Source organism: Hydrobacter penzbergensis, assembly GCF_900106985.1.
Taxonomy (GTDB): domain Bacteria; phylum Bacteroidota; class Bacteroidia; order Chitinophagales; family Chitinophagaceae; genus Sediminibacterium; species Sediminibacterium magnilacihabitans.
This window is the reverse complement of sequence record NZ_FNNO01000020.1, coordinates 13586-30624: the sequence shown is the minus strand read 5'-3', so window position 1 is coordinate 30624 and position 17039 is coordinate 13586. Positions and strand designations below refer to the sequence as shown.

The following is a 17039-nucleotide window of genomic DNA, read 5'->3' as shown; positions in this document are numbered from 1 at the left end:
CCAACCGGCTGTTATGCAACAAACCAATTCCAGTAACAGGTACGCCATCATTATCATTGGTATTTTATTCTTTGTTTTCGGTTTCGTTACCTGGCTCAATGGTACATTGATCCCTTTTCTCAAGCTGGCTTGTCAGCTCGAAAACGATATCCAGGCATTCTTTGTAACATTTGCTTTTTATATGGCTTATTTCTTCCTGGCATTGCCTTCTTCTGTGCTGCTGAAGAAAACAGGTTTTAAGAATGGTATGGCGCTTGGATTGGTGGTAATGGCCGTTGGATCACTCATTTTCATTCCGGCTGCCAATAGCCGCAACTTCGGACTTTTCCTTACGGGCCTTTTTGTACAGGGCGCCGGTTTATCATTATTACAAACAGCCAGCAATCCTTACATCAGTATCATTGGTCCTATTGAAAGTGCTGCGCAGCGCATCAGTATCATGGGTATCTGTAACAAAATAGCTGGTATGCTCAGTCCTATCATCGTAGGTGCGCTGGTACTGAAGAATGCCAATTCCATACAGGAGCAGGTTACTACTACTACCGATGCCGCATTGAAAGAGACTTTGTTGAATGAACTGGCCGGAAGGGTGATCGTTCCTTACATCATCATTGCAGTTGTTTTATTGCTACTGGCCATAATGATCAAGCGATCTTCCCTGCCTGAAATTGAATCAGCAGATGAACACAGCGCAGATACACATTCGGGCGACAAAACCAGTCCTTTTCAGTTCCCTCACCTTATGCTCGGCGTTCTTTGTCTTTTCTTGTATGTAGGCGTTGAAGTAATGGCAGGTGATGCCATTGGTACTTATGGACGGATGTTGGGCATGCCGCTCGACCAAACCAAATTCTTTACCACTTTCACTTTAACAGCTATGCTGGCCGGATATATCATTGGGGTGTTCACCATACCTAAATACATTTCACAACAGAAGGCCCTGGCAATCTCAGCCGTATTAGGTGTGATCTTTTGTTTAGGTGTATTCTTTTCTACCGGGTATACTGCCATCATTTTTATTGCACTCCTGGGCATTGCCAACGCATTGATGTGGCCCGCGATCTTCCCGCTTGCCATCGATGGATTAGGTAAGTTTACCAAAACCGGAGCTGCATTACTGATCATGGGTATTGCCGGCGGTGCATTGATACCACTCTTATATACCACTTTAAAAGACAAGCATATTGCGTCAAACCAGGCATCTTTCCTCATCTGCATGCTGCCCCCTTACCTGTATATATACTATTATGCAGTGAAGGGCTTTGCCGTTGGAAAAGCGCAGATCAGTATCGCGAAAAAATAAATCTGCGATCAGTAGTCGAACCGCTTGATGGACTTGTCATCACAAATGGCATGAATGAATGCATCATGGTTCCTCAAATGACCATCTACTTCCCATGTAACGGACAGGTCATTGCCTTCTCTTGAATAACCAATGACCCTGAAACGCAGACGGCTTTTTTTGAGGAGTGTTTCGTAGTGATGTTGCGCCGATTCCGTGTAGGTGCATGAAATAGAATAATTCCTCGATTTATTCAACCGGTCGATCATTCTTTCAATATAAGGAAGAATGGTCAGCACCAGTAATATGAGTATGCTTGCACAGCCTGCGGCAAAATAATGACCATTGCCAATACCCATTCCTACAGCCGCTACGGCCCAAATAGTGGCAGCCGTAGTAATACCATTGATCTTGTTCTGCCCGTGAAAAATAACACCTGCACCCAGGAACCCGATCCCGGTAACAATATTGGAAGCAATACGATCAGGATTACCCGGCATGCCAATACGAACCGAAAGCATGGTAAACAAACAGGAGCCGATAGAAATCATGATCATGGTGCGGAAGCCGGCCGACTTGCTGCGGTATTCCCGCTCAATACCCACCATACCACCCCACAACGCTGCCAATAAAAAGCGGAGAAAGATTTCAAAGTCCATATCAACTCATTTTGAGGTTTTGAAAAAACCTTTTTTATATGCTTGTTGAAAAATAGTAAAATCATGATTCACCTGGCTCGCGTATAGTATTGCCCATTTCTTCGCAGCAGCTATCCATTTTCCCTCAGCTGCAAATGCTTTCAATGCATCCGCGGTGGCAGACCCCTGTCTTCCGCTGCTTCTCAATTGCGCCGAAGCCGTAATCACAGCCAGGTCGGTGATATATTCATCCAGGGCTTTCGACTTTTTCCTGGAAGGCGCTATCGCCACTTTATCAGTAGTAGGTTGTATTTCCTTTACCACGTACCAGTCTTTCTTGTATTCAAACGACGACAAGAGATATGGCGTTACATGCTCCATCATTTGTTGTACATCAATTACGCGATGCGCAGGGTTTTTCCATTTGGGCTGGGGCAGATGGCCATGCGCCAGCACTTCAGACGGCACTACCTGCTTCATATCCAGGATCATTTTTTTCTTCGGATTGCTTTGGTTCTCCATCAGCAGGCAATACCGCTTCACACCAATACTACCCGTTCCGGCAATACGATAGCAGGCATCGCTCACCTTGTATTGTTTATACTTTACGTGGTATTTACTAAACCAGGCCTGGAAAGCCGGTATCAGCTCTTTCTTTTCTTTTTCGGCTAATTTCAGCAGATTCGGCGTGACGAGGAACTTGGCATTTTTCTTTTTATTGTCCGTACGTTCCCTTAACAAGTTTTTCTCTTTCCTGTTCACCACTCCTTTGATCGTTTTTTTAATCAACCCCCTGGCCGTTTCTTCTTCTACTACCACTGCTTTATTGTAAATGAGCGCTTGCTGGTATTCTTTCAGCAGCAGTTCCATCAATGCTTCACTTTCTTTTTTTGAATATCCCGATTCCACGCCGCTGAGTATCACGGCAACCGCCAATCGCGAGATTTCATACAACACCGGTGCAATGATGGCTTCATCAAAATCATTCATGTCGAAATAGACCAGCCGGTTACTCCCTTTATAACATCCGAAATTCTCGGTATGTAAGTCGCCGCATATCCAGGTTTTGGGTGAAGGGCCGAAAGGGTATTTCTTCATCAGGTCTTCGTAATACAAATGGCAGGTGCCCCTGAAAAAACGGAACGGACTTCCCGCCATAGCAGCATATTTCAACGGTAACACTTGCTGCTGTCTTGGCGCATTGAATTTTTTTATCCTGGATAATAGGTCCTGGCTCATAATGTTCTTTTTAAGTGAAAGAATAGTTAGCCTGTCCATTTTCTCCGGCAGCTGGATATTGGTCAGTAACTCTAAAGTTCTCTTATTTTTGCCGGATGACAAAGTTTGAAACACTGAAAGAGATCATCAGCAACAGGAGAAGCACCAAACCGGCAGCACTGAATGGCAGAAAAATCGATGATACTGTTATTGGAGAACTCTTGCAATTGGCCAATTGGGCCCCCACCCATGCGCGCACCGAGCCTTGGCGTTTCGTGGTGTACAGCCGCGCTGCATTGCATGCATTCTGCGCTGCCCACGCCGAACTCTATCAAAAATACACGCCGGAAGATAAGTTCACCCAGGCCAAATTTGAATCGATCAAACACAATGGCGATAAAGCTTCGCATCTTGTAGTAGTGTACATGCACCGGCAGGCTATTGCCAAAATCCCGGTGATCGAGGAAATCGCAGCCGTTGCAGCAGCCATCCAGAACATCCTGCTCGGCGCCGAAGCACTGGATATAGCCGTACTCTGGAGCACTGGCGGCATGACCCATCATCCTTCCATGAAACAATACCTCGGATTGGGTGAGGAAGACATTGTGATGGGATTACTGTACATGGGATATTCCGATGAGCCGCATCAAAAAGGCACCCGTGCAGTTCCTGTGGAAGCCAAAGTGCAATGGAAGGGAGAATTCAAATAAAATTGTTTCTTTGCCAATGGCCACACAAGCTCATAAGCTCATCATCATCACAGCGCCTTCGGGGGCGGGCAAAACCTCCATTACACATTATTTGCTGAACAAATACCCACGCCTGGCTTTTTCTATTTCCGCAGCCACCAGGCAACCCAGGGGAAAAGAGCAGAACGGTGTGGATTATTATTTCATGAGCGTGGAAGCTTTCCATCAAAAGATCGAAGAAAATGCTTTCATTGAGTGGGAAATGGTGTATGAAGGAAAATATTACGGCACACTGAAAAGCGAACTGGAAAGGATATGGAATGAAGGAAAAACACCCATACTGGATATCGACGTTAATGGCGCTATTCATGTACAGGAACAGCTTAGCAGCCGGTGCCTGAGCATTTTCATCGAACCGCCATCCGTTGAAGAGTTGAAGCGCAGGCTTGAAAGTCGCGGTACCGAAACAACTGAAAGCCTTTCCACACGCGTGAGCAAGGCTGCCTATGAAATATCTTTCAACCACCATTTCAATAAAACGATTGTCAACGACAACCTGGACAAAGCCTGTTCCGAAACCGAGCAGGCGATCAAAGCATTCCTGGGCTGGGATTGATGATACAAACCTGTTGCCATGTCATTTAAAAACCGCACTGTTCTGATCACAGGCGCCAGCAGGGGCATTGGCAAAGCCATTGCACTCAGGTTGGCAGCAGCAGGCGCCAATATTGTTGTTGCAGCCAAGAGCGTGGAAGAAGACCCCCGTTTGGGCGGCACTATTTTTTCTGCTGCGCAGGAAGTGGAAGCCACCGGCGCACAAGCCCTGCCTGTGAAAACAGATATCCGGTTTGAAGAAGAGATCAGCGCACTGGTACAGAAAACCGTTGAGCGTTTTGGCGGCATCGATGTGGTCATCAACAATGCTTCCGCCATACAACTCACACCCACCGAACAAACCGAGACCAAACGTTTCGACCTCATGCAGAATATTAATGTAAGAGGTACTTTTCTGCTGGTGAAACATTGTATCCCTTACCTGAAGAAAGGCAACAATCCACATATACTTACTTTATCGCCTCCTGTCAACCTCGATCCCAAATGGCTGGGCGGACATATCGCTTATACCATTACCAAATACAATATGAGCATGATGGCCATGGGATGGGCTGCCGAATTCAAAAGCTACGGCATTGCTTCCAATGCACTCTGGCCCCGTACCACCATTGATACCGCTGCCGTAAGGAATTTATTGGGAGGTGAAACGCTGGCCAAGATGAGCCGCACACCTGCAATCCTGGCCGATGCTGCTTATTATATTTTACGCAAGACCGCTGCCGAATACAGTGGCCGTACTTTTATCGATGAAGAAGTGCTCGCAGCAGAAGGCATCACCGATCTTGATGCTTATGCCGTAGTGCCTGGCGCAACACTTTATAATGATCTTTTTATTTAACCATACCTGCTGAAATAAAAGCCATGAGAAAGACAGTACTTAGTTTGATCCTGCTCGCCAGTTTTTGCTCGCTGCAAGCACAAAAGAAAAACACAGCAACCATTGCTGCTGCCGAACCGCTGAAAGCAGAAGCCCTGCAAAACCTGCAGGCTAATTACGATCTGTATAAAAAGAACGCTTTGCAGATCTGGGATTATGCAGAGATGGGCTATAAAGAAGTGAAAAGTGCTGCGTTGCACCAACAAACACTTACGGATAACGGTTTTACCGTGCAGGCTGGTGTTGCAGGCATTCCCACGGCCTTTGTAGCTTCTTATGGCAGCGGCAAACCCGTTATCGCCATCCTTGCCGAATATGATGCCCTGCCTGGCCTTGCACAAAAAGCTGTACCAGAAAAAGCGCCTATTGAAGGAAAGAATGCAGGGCATGCTTGCGGTCACCACCTGTTTGGCACCGCTTCAGTTGCAGCAGGCATTGCTATAAAAAAACTGATCGAAGAAAAGAAGATACAAGGTACCGTTCGGGTATATGGCTGTCCCGCCGAAGAAGGTGGCAGCGGTAAAGTATACATGGTGCGGGAAGGTTTGTTCAATGATGTAGATGTGGTGTTGCACTGGCATCCCGACAATGAAAACAAAGTTACCATGACCAGTGCGCTGGCCAACAAATCGGCCAAGTTCCGGTTCCATGGTATTGCAGCGCATGCCGCTGCTTCACCAGAAAGGGGTCGCTCTGCACTCGATGCCGTAGAAGCCATGGACAATATGGTAAACATGATGCGTGAGCACGTGCCGCAGGAAACAAGGATCCATTATGTGATCACCAATGGCGGCAAAGCGCCGAATGTGGTGCCCGATTATGCAGAAGTATATTATTATGTACGCCATCCCCGAAAAGATGATGTCAAAGCCATCTTCGACCGGGTGGTAAAAGCAGCCAACGGCGCTGCCATGGGCACAGAGACTACCATGGATTATGAGATCATTGGCGGCACGCACGATCTGCTGCTCAATCAAACACTGGCCGAAGTAATGCAACACAACCTCGACAAAATTGGTGGTGTGAGCTATACCCCGGAAGAAAAACAGTTTGCGCAAAAGATACAGTCCAGTTTCGGATACCAGGTTCCGGCCATTGAAACCGCCGGTGCCGTTAAACCGCTTCGCGTAGAAATGAATGCAGGCGGAGGCTCTACCGATGTAGGCGATGTGAGCTACGCAGTTCCTACAGTGGGTATGGGTGCTGCCACCTGGGTACCCGGTACGCCTGCACATAGCTGGCAAGCCGTTGCGTGTGGCGGAACAGAGATCGGTACCAAGGGAATGATGGTGGCTGCCAAAACATTGGCATTGACGGCTATTGACCTGTACACCAATCCTGCACTGATCAAAGACGCTACAGAAGAATTCAAGAAAGCAAAAGGAACCTACAAATATGAAGCGCTGTTAGGGAATAGAAAACCTGCGCTGAACTATAGGGATTAAATACTTTCCGGCCGCATTTGCGGGAATAACAACACATCCTGTATAGATACCTGGTTGGTCATCATCATGCACAACCTGTCAATACCGATACCTATACCCGAAGTAGGCGGCATTCCATATTCGAGGGCGCGGAGGAAGTCATGGTCAATGAACATAGCTTCATCATCGCCCCGCTCCATCAGTTTTGATTGTTCTTCAAAACGCTCGCGCTGGTCAACGGGGTCATTCAATTCGGAATAGGCATTCGCGATCTCTTTTCCGTTTACCATCAGTTCAAAACGCTCTACCAGTCCGGCTTTGCTGCGGTGTTTCTTTGTAAGCGGACTCATCTCCACCGGATAATCAATAATGAAAGTGGGTTGAATGAAAGTATGTTCGCTGGTAGCGCCAAATATCTCATCGATCAATTTGCCCTTACCAATATTACTGGGCACATCGATATGTAATTGCTTACACACTTCGCGCAGACCCGCTTCGTCCATCTCACTCACATCAATACCGGTATTCTCTTTGATGGCATCGTAAATGCTGATCCTTTTGAAAGGCGCTTTGAAATGGATTACCTGGTCGCCCAATGGCACATCGGTAGTGCCATGCAGGGCAATGGCTATTTTTTCGAACAACTGTTCGGTGATCTCCATCATCCAGAAATAATCTTTGTAAGCCGTATACCATTCCAGTACGGTGAACTCGGGATTATGGGTTCTGTCCATACCCTCATTCCTGAAATTGCGGCTGAACTCATATACCCAGTCGAACCCACCCACGATCAAACGCTTCAGGTACAATTCATTGGCAATACGTAAGTAAAAAGGAATATCCAGTGCGTTGTGATGCGTAACAAACGGACGGGCCGCAGCGCCTCCGGGAATGGACTGCAATACCGGCGTATCTACTTCCAGCGCACCCTGGGCATTGAGGAATTCGCGGATGGTATTGATCAGCCTGGTGCGTTTAACAAAAGTATCCTTCACAGCGGGATTGATGATCAGATCGGCATAACGCTGGCGGTAACGGAATTCCGGGTCGGTAACTGCGTCGAACACATGCCCTTCTTCATCGCGCTTCACCACAGGTAGCGGTTTCAGCGATTTGGTAAGCAGGGTAAGTGTTTGCGCATGGATAGATGTTTCACCGGTCTTGGTGATGAACACATAGCCGGTAGCGCCAATGATATCGCCCAGGTCGAGGCCATGCTTTACCAATGTATCCCACAGCGATTTATCTTCCCCGGGATAGAGATCGTCTCTTTTCACGTACAGCTGGATAAGCCCTTTGCTGTCCTGTATCTTGATGAAGAACACTTTACCCTTGTCGTTCATGCTCATGATACGGCCGGCCACACAAACCGAAGCGAACTGTTCTTTCGTTTCTTCGGTAAAATGGTCTTTGATATCCGTTGAATAATGGGTTACCGGGTACAATGGCGCAGGGAACGGATCGATGCCTGCTTCCACCAGTTTTGCCAGTTTCTCCCTGCGAACCAGTTCCTGCTCTGATAAGTGTGCTTGACTCATAATATAATAGCTTGAGAAGGCTGCAAAATTAACGGTTGGCGGGCACTTTATACACATCGGGATTATGCCGTTGCATAAAACGTTGGTAGAGTTCTTCCGGTAACGGCTCCCATCCGAACTGTTGATAAAGGCCATGCGCATCTTTAGTGCCCAGCATCCAGCGTCTCAAACCCTGCAGTTCCGGGTTCGCATGGATGGTAGCAACGAGCCATTTGGATAACCCTTTACCCCTGTGTTGCGGTAAAATAAAAACATCGGCCAGGTAAGCAAAAGTGGCTTTGTCGGTAACCAGTCTGGCGAATCCAATTTGTTGGTTATGGTGGTAGACGCCAAAACAAAAAGAATGTTCAATGGATCTTTTCACCACCTCGTAAGGAATACCGGCAGCCCAATAAGATTCTTCCGAGAGGTAACGGTGGATCACATCGATATTCAATTTAGCAGGGTCTGTACTGATGGAATATCCTTCATGGTGATGATCAATGGGCGTCATAAAAAAGTTTTTTACAGATGGTGTTTTCAGATAATTCGATGATCTCTCCTGGTTGCATCTTACCCAGTTCGAGTTGCTCGATCCTGTAACGGATCAAACGCAAAGTAGGAAATCCTGCTTTGGCAGTCATCCTTCTCACCTGCCTGTTTTTACCTTCCGTGAGGATCATGCGAATCCAGGGTGAAGGTATTTCTTTCCGGAACCTGATGGGCGGGTCGCGGTCGGGAACAGGCGGCGCTGTTTCAAATACCATTGCCCTGCATGGCAGGGTATGATGCGCTTTGCCATCGATGTTGATGATCACACCAGATTGCAATTGTGCAATGGCTTCTCCGGTAATGGCGCCATCTACCTGTACCCAATATTCTCTTTCGTGTGCAAAGCCCGGATCCAATAACCGATGGTTGAGTGTTTTATCATTCGTTAGCAATAACAATCCTTCACTGTCATGATCCAATCTTCCTACAGGATATACATCACGGGGCACTTTGAAATAATCGGCCAGTGTTTTCTTTCCTTCCACTGCAGAAAACTGGGAAAGACATCCATAAGGTTTGTTGATGAAGAAGTAGCGCATCTTACAAAAACAAAAGTCCCGCAGAAGCGAGACTTTGTATATGGATGGGTTAGTAAGTACCGGGAAATAAATTTCCCAACACAATATTAAAAATAGTTTTATCGAAAGCAAAAAAAATTTTGAACAATTTTATTCACATTTTCGGCGGGAATGTGAATTGCGCGTATATGTTTGGCACGATCTTTCGCTGCAATATCCGTTGTTGTGTTTTGAATTTTACATTTTCAGTTCATTGTTGTATCTGCTGAAAAACTGATGAATAAAGGGTTACAGCAGTTATCATTTTTATCATGCAAACAAAATACACTTCATTTTTTACGTCTTATAAGCCGTTAAAAACAGGTAAAAAGGCGGGAACCGGGGCCTAAAAAAATTTTCTCTTCGCCAGGTGTTGTTACCTTTGATTTTTACCCAAAACCATCATTATGAAGTTCCCAGCGCCCGTTTCCATACAATGGATTGCCGACCTGATCCAGGCAACCCTTTCAGGAAATCCAGATGCACAAGTAACAGGCATCAATGAAATTCACCGCGTGGAAGCAGGCGATCTTGCATTTGTTGATCATCCAAAATATTACGATACCTGTCTCAACAGCGCCGCTACTTTCATCATCATCAATACCAAAGAAGTAACGATTCCCGACGGTAAAACCATTCTCGTTGTTGCCGATCCTTTCGAATCGTATTTAAAAATCGTCAATCATTTCAGACCCTTTGTTCCTGCCAATAAAACCATCAGCGATACAGCGGTGATTGGAGAAGGAACTGTGATCATGCCCAATGTATTCATTGGTCAGCATGTACGGATAGGTAAGAACTGCACCATCCATCCCAATGTTTCCCTGCTCGATTACAGCATCATTGGCAACAATGTAGTAATACAAGCAGGCTCTGTTATTGGCAGCGATGCATTTTATTACAACACCAAAAAGAACCGCGAAGTCTGGTATAAAAGAATGCAAAGCTGCGGTTGGGTACATATAGAAGATGATGTAGAAATTGGCGCCGGGTGTACCATCGACAGGGGCGTAACGGCCGACACAAGAATAGGTAAAGGCACACGGATAGACAATATGGTGCATATCGGTCACGATACCCTGGTAGGAAAAAATTGCCTGTTCGCCGCGCAGGTGGGTATTGCAGGTGGAACCATTATTGAAGATGGTGTAACGCTATGGGGACAGGTAGGCGTTAGCAAAACCCTTACCATTGGCGCCAACGCCATTGTGCTGGCACAAAGTGGTGTGCCTTCTTCACTGGCCGGTGGCAAAACCTATTTCGGTTATCCTGCAGAAGAAGCTTCAACCAAGAGAAGAGAGCTGGTGTGGATCAAACGCATTCCCGAGCTCTGGAAAAAAGTGATGGATTAATTCACAGTTTGTATTGCTGTTTCAATTCACTGCATACCCTTTGGATGGTATCGGTTAGTGGCGTGTATTGAAAACCGGGCAGGTATTGCAACAATTTTTCGTTATTGAAGTAAACTTTCGCCTGCGCCGTGCGCGCGGTTTCCCTGGTGAGCAAAGGATCTTTCCCTGTTATTTTTCCTTTGATCGCTTCAAGTCGCCATACGATCTCTGCCAGCAAGGGCGTTACTTTTTTATGCGGCGGTCGTTTGCCAAATTGTTGTGCTGCTACCGTGAAAATAGTCCTGTAAGGCACATCGTATCCGCTGAGGATGAAGCGCTGTGCGCTGATGTCTTTTTCCATCAATAATACCATGGCCCGCACTACATCCTGTACGTCTACAAAACCGCTAACCCCATCGGTATACCAGGGGAACGCTTCATAAGCCGATTTGAAAATACCCGATGAGCCGGATTCCCAATCACCTGCTCCTAAAATGATCACGGGGTTCACCATCACCGCATTTAACCCTTCTCCTATTCCCCGCCATACTTCCATCTCGGCCAGGTATTTGCTTTTGCCATATTCGCTGTTACTGGTTTCGGCGGTCCAGTTCATGGTTTCGTTGATGGCTTCATTTTCCCGGATACGACCAAGGGCCGCCACCGAACTCACGAACAACAATTTCTGTACCCCCGCATCCAGGCAGGCATTCACCACATTGGCTGTTCCTTCAATATTGGTTTGATGTAACTGTTGTTTTCTTTTGGGATGAAACGATACTACCGCAGCGCAATGATACACCTGCGTAACGCCTTTCATGACTTCTTCCAGCGATACAACATCCAGTATATCGCCGCGCACCCATTGCACTTTGCCATTGAAATCGGAAGACGGGATGGCAGAACGGTACAGGGCCCGTACTGTACAACCGCGGCCCGTTAATTCTTTCAGGAGGTGTGAACCCACCAATCCCGTTGCTCCCGTTACTAGGATCATGCTATCTGTTTGCACGAAGATAAGGCCGGGAACCTTTAGGCAGGATTACATTTTGAACATATACCGCTAACCACCACATCGGTTTGAGTGGCACGGAATCCTTTGGGTAATTGTACTGCAGGCACCGTTATGTGGTCGAGACAATAAGTAGTGCCACAGGCATCGCAAAGGAAATGAATATGGTCGTCGTGGTGATGGCCGGCAGAACATTCATCCTTGCACAAAGCGTATCGCACTGAATTATCGGTGGTGGGTATGGTATGAATGATACCCTTTTCTACAAAGGTCTGCAACGTGCGGTAAACTGTTACGCGATCGAACCCCGTACCGCTGCGTTGTTCAATATCGGCATGCGCCAAAGCGCCGTCGGTACGTAAAAACATATCCAGTATCTTCTTGCGGCTTTCGGTAATACTTAACTGGTTGCGCTTCAATATTTCACTGGTACTGCTAAACATGACACACTATTGAGGATTGTTACTAAAAATGTTGCTGGCAAAACGCGCCGATCCTTTTTCTGCCAGAAGCGTCCGGATATCTTTCTTCATTTTATCCAGTTCGTCTGCTTTCAAACCATCGTATATCTGTCCGCGCACTTTGCCATTCTTATCCACCAATGCAAAAAACTGGGTATGGATGAACTGGTCTTCGATCTTCTGGAAACTGTTCTTCGGATCGTCTAACAGGTACGAATTCCGTGCCAGTTGGTACAGGCTGTCTTTCCTTCCGGTGAGGAATACCCATTTGGCGGGATCTGCTTTCATGGAGTCGGCATAGGCTTTCAAACGGGGCACAGAATCGGTTCCGGGGTCACAGGTATTGGAAACGATCATGAAATCGGGCTCCTGTTTGAAAGTCTCATAAATGGCTTTCATGTTGGTATTCATCTTCGGACAAATGCCCCTGCAACTGGTGAAAAAATATTCCACCACACTTACTTTTCCCAGCATGTCCTGGTCGGTATAAGGCCGCCCGTCCTGCGCAGTGAGACGATAGGATTTCACATAACTCAATACCGGCAGTTTGGGTTTCCACAAATCTGTTCCCCTGAAAAGGAAGAAGTAAAACCCCGCTAACAATACCACAAAAAACAAGAGGTAAACCAACCATTTTCTTTTCATATCCGTGTTTGAACTACAAAGTTACACCCAAGTGCCTGATAAACCGGGTTTAAGGAAATATTTTGCAACATTGTTGCATTGTGGTAATTTTGTCTTCTTATGAGCATCAAAGTCAACTGGGACGCATTCGGCATTGCCACTTCGCTGGCCTGCGCTATCCACTGTGCCATCCTGCCGCTGGTATTGACAAGCCTGCCCTTATTCGGGGTGGAGATCATTGAGAACCGCTGGTTCGAATACCTGATGATCGGGATCGCTTTTTGTGTGGGTAGCTACGCTTTATATCATGGGCGGAAAAAACACCACCATAGCTGGCTGCCCCTTGTTCTTTTCAGTATTGGTATGGTATTCCTGGTTACCAAGATGATCTTTCATGCGCTCCAGCTTTGGTTGCTGGTGCCTGCCGTGATCCTGATCGTTACCGCTCATTTTTTGAATTATAAACTTTGCCGGGTACACAACCACGCGCATGCAGATGATTGCAGCCACGAATCTGTGATCTGATCTTAACTGAAGGTATAACTCATACCACCACCTTTTTCATCTTTCAGTTGTACGCCCAGCGCCGCCAATTCATTCCGGATCTTATCGCTGGTAACAAAATCTTTTCGGGTCTTGGCTTCCTTACGTATGTCTATCAGTAATTGCAGCACACCTTCGAGTTTGCCATCGTCGGCAGACCGCTCGCTCTGCAATCCGAAGATGTCTTCTACATAGGCTTTCAGTTGCGTTTGCAGCAGCGCCACTGTAGTGGTTGATAAAGATTCGGCCGATATATGTTTGTCTTTAATGGAATTGATCACGGATACCAGTTCGAACATATTGGCCAGCACTTTTGCTGTGTTGAAGTCATCGTTCATGAATTCATCGAACTCATCTACCAGCTTCTTCACTTTTTCATCCAGTGCCACATCACTGGCCGTATCGGCTCCACAGATGCCCGACTGTTGCAACCAGTTATACGCTTCCCACAAACGCTTCATGGCTTTTTCTGCCGCCTGCAAGGCTTCATTGCTGAAATCGAGTGTGCCCCGGTAATGACTTTGCAAAATGAAGAAACGGATGGTCATGGGATGATAAGCCTGTGTGAGTGCAGGATGCGAGCCGCTGAACAGTTCGGTAAGCCTGATCACATTGTTATAACTCTTACCCATTTTTTTCCCGTTGATGGTGATCATGTTATTATGTAACCAATAACGGGCCGGGGTTTTGTGATTGCATACGGTACTTTGCGCAATCTCACATTCGTGGTGCGGGAAAACGAGGTCCATCCCGCCGCCGTGTATGTCGAACTCTTCTCCGAGGTATTTGGTACTCATGGCCGAGCACTCGATGTGCCAGCCGGGAAACCCTTCTCCCCAGGGACTTTGCCAGCGCATGATGTGTTCGGCAGGCGCATGTTTCCACAACGCGAAATCGCTTTTATTCCGCTTCTCATCCTGGTTATCCAGTTCGCGGGTGGTATCGAGTTGGTCTTCCAAAATACGGCCGCTCAATATGCCATAAGGCTGTCCCTTTTTAGAAAAATCGGTGTTGTATTTCTCTACGTCGAAGTACACAGAGCCATTCGTTTCATAAGCATATCCATCGGCAATGATCTTTTTGATCATTTCAATCTGCTCAATAATGTGACCTGTAGCAGTGGGTTCTATGCTGGGGTTCAGGTTGTTGAAACGCCGCATGGCCCAATGATAAAGATTGGTGTATTTCTGCACCAGCTCCATGGGCTCCAGTTTCTCGAGCACGGCCTTCTTGCTGATCTTGTCTTCCGCTTCGCGTCCTTCTTCTTCAAAATGCCCTGCATCGGTGATATTTCGCACATACCGTACTTTATAACCCAGGTAAAGAAGATACCGGTAGATAACATCGAAAGTAATGAAAGGCCTGGCGTGACCCAGGTGGCTTTCTCCGCTTACGGTGGGTCCGCATACATACATGCCAACATACGGTGCATTGATGGGTGTAAACGTTTCTTTTTCGCGGGTCAGGGAATTATATACTTTGAGTGGCATGAGAGGTTATGGTTATTAGCATGGATACAATAAGACAGGAACAAGGCAGATACTGCCGCAACAACAGGAGATCGGCGGCTTCAGCAACAACAGCAACAGTATGGATAGATTCTAATCATTTCGCTGCGAAGATATTTTATTTTCTTAAACGAAGATCGGATATCAGCATAATATGATCGCTCAGGTCTTCATCCACCATATCGAACTGCCTTACCTCGAAATGTTTGTCGGCCAGGATATAATCGATCCGCAATGTGGGCGCCAGGGAAATGAAGCTGCGGCCAATACCAAAGCCTTTTTTAAGGAAGGCGTCCTGCCAGCTGTCCTTGATATGGAAATAAGTGAAGGAGTTGGGCACATCATTGAAATCGCCGCAGAGAATGGTGGGGTACGGACTGGCATCCAGCGCTTCCCGCACCAGGGAAGCCTGTACGCCCCTCCGGCGGAAGGCCAATCGCATCTTCACAAAAATATTCTTAGACGCCATCAGGGCTTCTTCGTCCTGCGTGCGGATCTTCTCCAGGTCGTTGTAGTCGCCTTTTTTGAATTTGAAAGATTGCAGGTGCGTGGTAAACAATCGTATAGTATCGGCGCCTTTTACGATATCCGCGTAAATAAGACTTTCGGCCACCGGGTATCGTACCCTGCCCGTGTCTACGATGGGATATTTAGAGAAGATGATGCAGCCCGACTGGTACTCCCCGTTGTTACGCTGGTAATCTTTCGAAAAAAAATAATAAGGAAAGCGGCCGGTAAACAACGAGAGATTATCGGCATCATTGCCTGAACGGCTGGCATGGTTGAACTCCTGCATGCAAATCACATCGGGCTCCAGCTTCAGCACAGTTTGCGCTACTTCTTCGCGGATGTGTTTTTTTGTTTCCTTGTTTTTAGACAGCCCGTTAAAACTCTGCACGTTCCAATCCACCACGCGCAGGTCGTTACTTTTCTTAGGTTTGTTGATACCCGATCCGGGATGCCAGGCAAACAATACATTGAGTTGCCGGTAACCTACACACAGTGCAACAAGTGGCAGCAACGCCAATACCGGCTTCGCAATAAGCCAGCCAATCAGAAAAAATATCAGCAATAAAACCAGGTATGGAACAATAAGCCCGGTAAAACCTATCAACCACCAATGTGTGGGGTTGAGGTATGGCGAAAGACAAGCCAGTAAAAACAAAGCAACGAGTAAAAGATTGATTCCGATAAGCGTTGTTTTTACTGCGCGACGAAAAAGGGTCTTGGCCATGCGTAAATTTACGAAATCTTATCTCAAGCCTTACAACTCTTCTTTGCTGGCTTGTTCCAGGAACGCTTTCTCTTCATCTGTGAGTTGATCGTATCCGTGCTGGTTGATTTTATCCAGTATGGCATCGAGTTTTTGCTGGGATACATGAGAAGTTTTGGTGTATGGCTTCCTGTCTGATTTGTAAAACAGTCTTCCCTTACCTTCTTTCTGCGTATGTTTTTTTTCCGGGTTGAAGAGATCATCTACCCAACTCACCAGGCGCATCATCCACAAAGACCAGTCCTGCCCCCTGCGCAACTGCCTGATAAAAAAGAAACCTGTGATGCCTGCTCCCAAATGTGCAATAACAATACCTGCGTTCGAACTGGCCAGGGTGGCAAAATCTATCGCCACATAAACAAGTGTCAGTACCCAAAGCGGAATACCTCCGTTGATCAGGGGGAAGATGCGGTAATCAGGTGCCAGCGTGGTGGTGGCTACTGCAATGGCCATCACAGCTGCCCCGGCGCCCAGCATGGGTGCTATATTGTTCAGGTCCCGCGCCAGCACAGGCACCAGGTTATTGCTCAACAAAAAAAGTACACCGCCTATGAATCCTCCATAGAGGTAGAGAGGGAACAGTTTATTGTTGCCGGCGAGGTCCTGCAATATGTATCCAAAGCACCACAGCCACAGCATGCTGCTTACCAGTTGCCAGATGCCATGGTGCGCAAACATATATATCAGCAGGGTCCAGGGCCTGCCTGCCAGTTGTCCGAATGAAGCTGGTAGACTGAGCCAGTTGAGTACCTGCTGGTAAAACAATTCATTGGTGCTGCCCGATAAATAATAAATGATCTTGAGTGATATGATGCCGGCAAATAGTAGCATGTTGATGGCAAACAGCAACACCAGGGCATTGTTGTCTTGTCCGAGTAATATTTTGCGATTGCTTTTCATTGATTGCATAGCCAGCTC

The 17039-nt window shown here is 46.9% G+C and carries 18 protein-coding genes; 7 read left to right on the top strand and 11 right to left on the bottom strand.

Going from position 1 to position 17039, the window contains the following annotated elements:
• Nucleotides 1-13 precede the first annotated feature (13 nt).
• Nucleotides 14-1303: a sugar MFS transporter gene (locus BLU98_RS16050; RefSeq protein ID WP_092726745.1), complete on the top strand. Its 1290-nt coding sequence runs from the start codon at nucleotides 14-16 to the stop codon at nucleotides 1301-1303.
• Nucleotides 1304-1311: 8 nt separating this feature from the next.
• On the opposite strand, the gene BLU98_RS16045 is transcribed toward BLU98_RS16050, so the two are convergent.
• The gene (locus BLU98_RS16045) at nucleotides 1312-1941 is read right to left on the bottom strand and encodes an MgtC/SapB family protein (protein ID WP_092726743.1); all 630 of its coding nucleotides are present in this window, start codon (nucleotides 1939-1941) and stop codon (nucleotides 1312-1314) included.
• A gap of 6 nt (nucleotides 1942-1947) precedes the next feature.
• Complete coding sequence (locus tag BLU98_RS16040) at nucleotides 1948-3159, bottom strand: DUF2252 domain-containing protein (protein WP_257575059.1); 1212 nt, start codon at nucleotides 3157-3159, stop codon at nucleotides 1948-1950.
• A gap of 95 nt (nucleotides 3160-3254) precedes the next feature.
• Here BLU98_RS16040 and BLU98_RS16035 point away from each other — a divergent pair, with 95 nt between their 5' ends.
• From BLU98_RS16035 to BLU98_RS16020, 4 genes are read left to right on the top strand one after another with little or no spacing between them, the layout of a single operon-like run.
• Nucleotides 3255-3848 carry a nitroreductase family protein gene (locus tag BLU98_RS16035; RefSeq protein ID WP_092726739.1) on the top strand — a complete coding sequence of 198 codons (594 nt, stop codon included), beginning with the start codon at nucleotides 3255-3257 and terminating at the stop codon, nucleotides 3846-3848.
• Nucleotides 3849-3864: 16 nt separating this feature from the next.
• Nucleotides 3865-4443, top strand: coding sequence for a guanylate kinase (gene gmk / locus BLU98_RS16030; RefSeq protein ID WP_092726737.1), 579 nt, complete (start codon nucleotides 3865-3867; stop codon nucleotides 4441-4443).
• An 18-nt stretch (nucleotides 4444-4461) separates the two neighbouring features.
• Nucleotides 4462-5280 carry an SDR family oxidoreductase gene (locus BLU98_RS16025; protein ID WP_026772559.1) on the top strand — a complete coding sequence of 273 codons (819 nt, stop codon included), beginning with the start codon at nucleotides 4462-4464 and terminating at the stop codon, nucleotides 5278-5280.
• Nucleotides 5281-5303: 23 nt separating this feature from the next.
• Nucleotides 5304-6764: an amidohydrolase gene (locus tag BLU98_RS16020; protein ID WP_092726734.1), complete on the top strand. Its 1461-nt coding sequence runs from the start codon at nucleotides 5304-5306 to the stop codon at nucleotides 6762-6764.
• On the opposite strand, the gene lysS is transcribed toward BLU98_RS16020, so the two are convergent.
• The 3 genes from lysS to BLU98_RS16005 are packed head-to-tail and all read right to left on the bottom strand — an operon-like array spanning nucleotide 6761 to nucleotide 9351.
• On the bottom strand, nucleotides 6761-8281 hold the full coding sequence (gene lysS / locus BLU98_RS16015; RefSeq protein ID WP_092726732.1) for a lysine--tRNA ligase: 1521 nt from the start codon (nucleotides 8279-8281) through the stop codon (nucleotides 6761-6763). The two genes, BLU98_RS16020 and lysS, sit on opposite strands and share 4 nt — an antisense overlap.
• A 28-nt stretch (nucleotides 8282-8309) precedes the next feature.
• Nucleotides 8310-8774 carry a GNAT family N-acetyltransferase gene (locus BLU98_RS16010; RefSeq protein WP_092726730.1) on the bottom strand — a complete coding sequence of 155 codons (465 nt, stop codon included), beginning with the start codon at nucleotides 8772-8774 and terminating at the stop codon, nucleotides 8310-8312.
• Nucleotides 8761-9351, bottom strand: coding sequence for a pseudouridine synthase (locus tag BLU98_RS16005; RefSeq protein WP_092726728.1), 591 nt, complete (start codon nucleotides 9349-9351; stop codon nucleotides 8761-8763). The genes BLU98_RS16010 and BLU98_RS16005 overlap by 14 nt, the downstream gene beginning before the upstream one ends.
• A 425-nt stretch (nucleotides 9352-9776) precedes the next feature.
• On the opposite strand from BLU98_RS16005, the gene BLU98_RS16000 reads away from it, so the two are divergent.
• Nucleotides 9777-10721 carry a UDP-3-O-(3-hydroxymyristoyl)glucosamine N-acyltransferase gene (locus BLU98_RS16000; protein ID WP_092726726.1) on the top strand — a complete coding sequence of 315 codons (945 nt, stop codon included), beginning with the start codon at nucleotides 9777-9779 and terminating at the stop codon, nucleotides 10719-10721.
• Between the two features lies 1 nt (nucleotide 10722).
• On the opposite strand, the gene BLU98_RS15995 is transcribed toward BLU98_RS16000, so the two are convergent.
• Genes BLU98_RS15995 through BLU98_RS15985 form a run of 3 tightly spaced genes read right to left on the bottom strand, consistent with a single transcriptional unit; the run spans nucleotide 10723 to nucleotide 12818 of the window.
• Nucleotides 10723-11697, bottom strand: coding sequence for an NAD-dependent epimerase/dehydratase family protein (locus BLU98_RS15995; RefSeq protein ID WP_092726724.1), 975 nt, complete (start codon nucleotides 11695-11697; stop codon nucleotides 10723-10725).
• A gap of 35 nt (nucleotides 11698-11732) precedes the next feature.
• Nucleotides 11733-12155, bottom strand: coding sequence for a Fur family transcriptional regulator (locus BLU98_RS15990; protein ID WP_092726722.1), 423 nt, complete (start codon nucleotides 12153-12155; stop codon nucleotides 11733-11735).
• A 6-nt stretch (nucleotides 12156-12161) separates the two neighbouring features.
• Nucleotides 12162-12818, bottom strand: coding sequence for an SCO family protein (locus tag BLU98_RS15985; RefSeq protein ID WP_092726720.1), 657 nt, complete (start codon nucleotides 12816-12818; stop codon nucleotides 12162-12164).
• A 99-nt stretch (nucleotides 12819-12917) separates the two neighbouring features.
• Here BLU98_RS15985 and BLU98_RS15980 point away from each other — a divergent pair, with 99 nt between their 5' ends.
• Entirely contained in the window at nucleotides 12918-13322 is a 405-nt protein-coding gene (locus BLU98_RS15980; protein ID WP_026772552.1) for a MerC domain-containing protein, read from the top strand.
• 2 nt (nucleotides 13323-13324) lie between these two features.
• Here the strand turns inward: BLU98_RS15980 and cysS are convergent, their stop codons facing one another.
• The 3 genes from cysS to BLU98_RS15965 all read right to left on the bottom strand — a co-directional run bounded on the left by cysS (nucleotide 13325) and on the right by BLU98_RS15965 (nucleotide 17030).
• Nucleotides 13325-14830 carry a cysteine--tRNA ligase gene (gene cysS, locus BLU98_RS15975; protein ID WP_092726718.1) on the bottom strand — a complete coding sequence of 502 codons (1506 nt, stop codon included), beginning with the start codon at nucleotides 14828-14830 and terminating at the stop codon, nucleotides 13325-13327.
• 136 nt (nucleotides 14831-14966) lie between these two features.
• Nucleotides 14967-16082, bottom strand: coding sequence for an endonuclease/exonuclease/phosphatase family protein (locus BLU98_RS15970; RefSeq protein ID WP_092726717.1), 1116 nt, complete (start codon nucleotides 16080-16082; stop codon nucleotides 14967-14969).
• A gap of 30 nt (nucleotides 16083-16112) precedes the next feature.
• Nucleotides 16113-17030 carry a rhomboid family intramembrane serine protease gene (locus tag BLU98_RS15965; RefSeq protein WP_092726714.1) on the bottom strand — a complete coding sequence of 306 codons (918 nt, stop codon included), beginning with the start codon at nucleotides 17028-17030 and terminating at the stop codon, nucleotides 16113-16115.
• Nucleotides 17031-17039: the final 9 nt, after the last annotated feature.

Coding starts and splice junctions, on each gene's coding strand:
- BLU98_RS16050 (WP_092726745.1), top strand. CDS start 14: ATGCAACAAACCAATTCCAGTAACAGGTACGCCATCATTATCATTGGT.
- BLU98_RS16045 (WP_092726743.1), bottom strand. CDS start 1,941: ATGGACTTTGAAATCTTTCTCCGCTTTTTATTGGCAGCGTTGTGGGGT.
- BLU98_RS16040 (WP_257575059.1), bottom strand. CDS start 3,159: ATGAGCCAGGACCTATTATCCAGGATAAAAAAATTCAATGCGCCAAGA.
- BLU98_RS16035 (WP_092726739.1), top strand. CDS start 3,255: ATGACAAAGTTTGAAACACTGAAAGAGATCATCAGCAACAGGAGAAGC.
- gmk (WP_092726737.1), top strand. CDS start 3,865: ATGGCCACACAAGCTCATAAGCTCATCATCATCACAGCGCCTTCGGGG.
- BLU98_RS16025 (WP_026772559.1), top strand. CDS start 4,462: ATGTCATTTAAAAACCGCACTGTTCTGATCACAGGCGCCAGCAGGGGC.
- BLU98_RS16020 (WP_092726734.1), top strand. CDS start 5,304: ATGAGAAAGACAGTACTTAGTTTGATCCTGCTCGCCAGTTTTTGCTCG.
- lysS (WP_092726732.1), bottom strand. CDS start 8,281: ATGAGTCAAGCACACTTATCAGAGCAGGAACTGGTTCGCAGGGAGAAA.
- BLU98_RS16010 (WP_092726730.1), bottom strand. CDS start 8,774: ATGACGCCCATTGATCATCACCATGAAGGATATTCCATCAGTACAGAC.
- BLU98_RS16005 (WP_092726728.1), bottom strand. CDS start 9,351: ATGCGCTACTTCTTCATCAACAAACCTTATGGATGTCTTTCCCAGTTT.
- BLU98_RS16000 (WP_092726726.1), top strand. CDS start 9,777: ATGAAGTTCCCAGCGCCCGTTTCCATACAATGGATTGCCGACCTGATC.
- BLU98_RS15995 (WP_092726724.1), bottom strand. CDS start 11,697: ATGATCCTAGTAACGGGAGCAACGGGATTGGTGGGTTCACACCTCCTG.
- BLU98_RS15990 (WP_092726722.1), bottom strand. CDS start 12,155: ATGTTTAGCAGTACCAGTGAAATATTGAAGCGCAACCAGTTAAGTATT.
- BLU98_RS15985 (WP_092726720.1), bottom strand. CDS start 12,818: ATGAAAAGAAAATGGTTGGTTTACCTCTTGTTTTTTGTGGTATTGTTA.
- BLU98_RS15980 (WP_026772552.1), top strand. CDS start 12,918: ATGAGCATCAAAGTCAACTGGGACGCATTCGGCATTGCCACTTCGCTG.
- cysS (WP_092726718.1), bottom strand. CDS start 14,830: ATGCCACTCAAAGTATATAATTCCCTGACCCGCGAAAAAGAAACGTTT.
- BLU98_RS15970 (WP_092726717.1), bottom strand. CDS start 16,082: ATGGCCAAGACCCTTTTTCGTCGCGCAGTAAAAACAACGCTTATCGGA.
- BLU98_RS15965 (WP_092726714.1), bottom strand. CDS start 17,030: ATGCAATCAATGAAAAGCAATCGCAAAATATTACTCGGACAAGACAAC.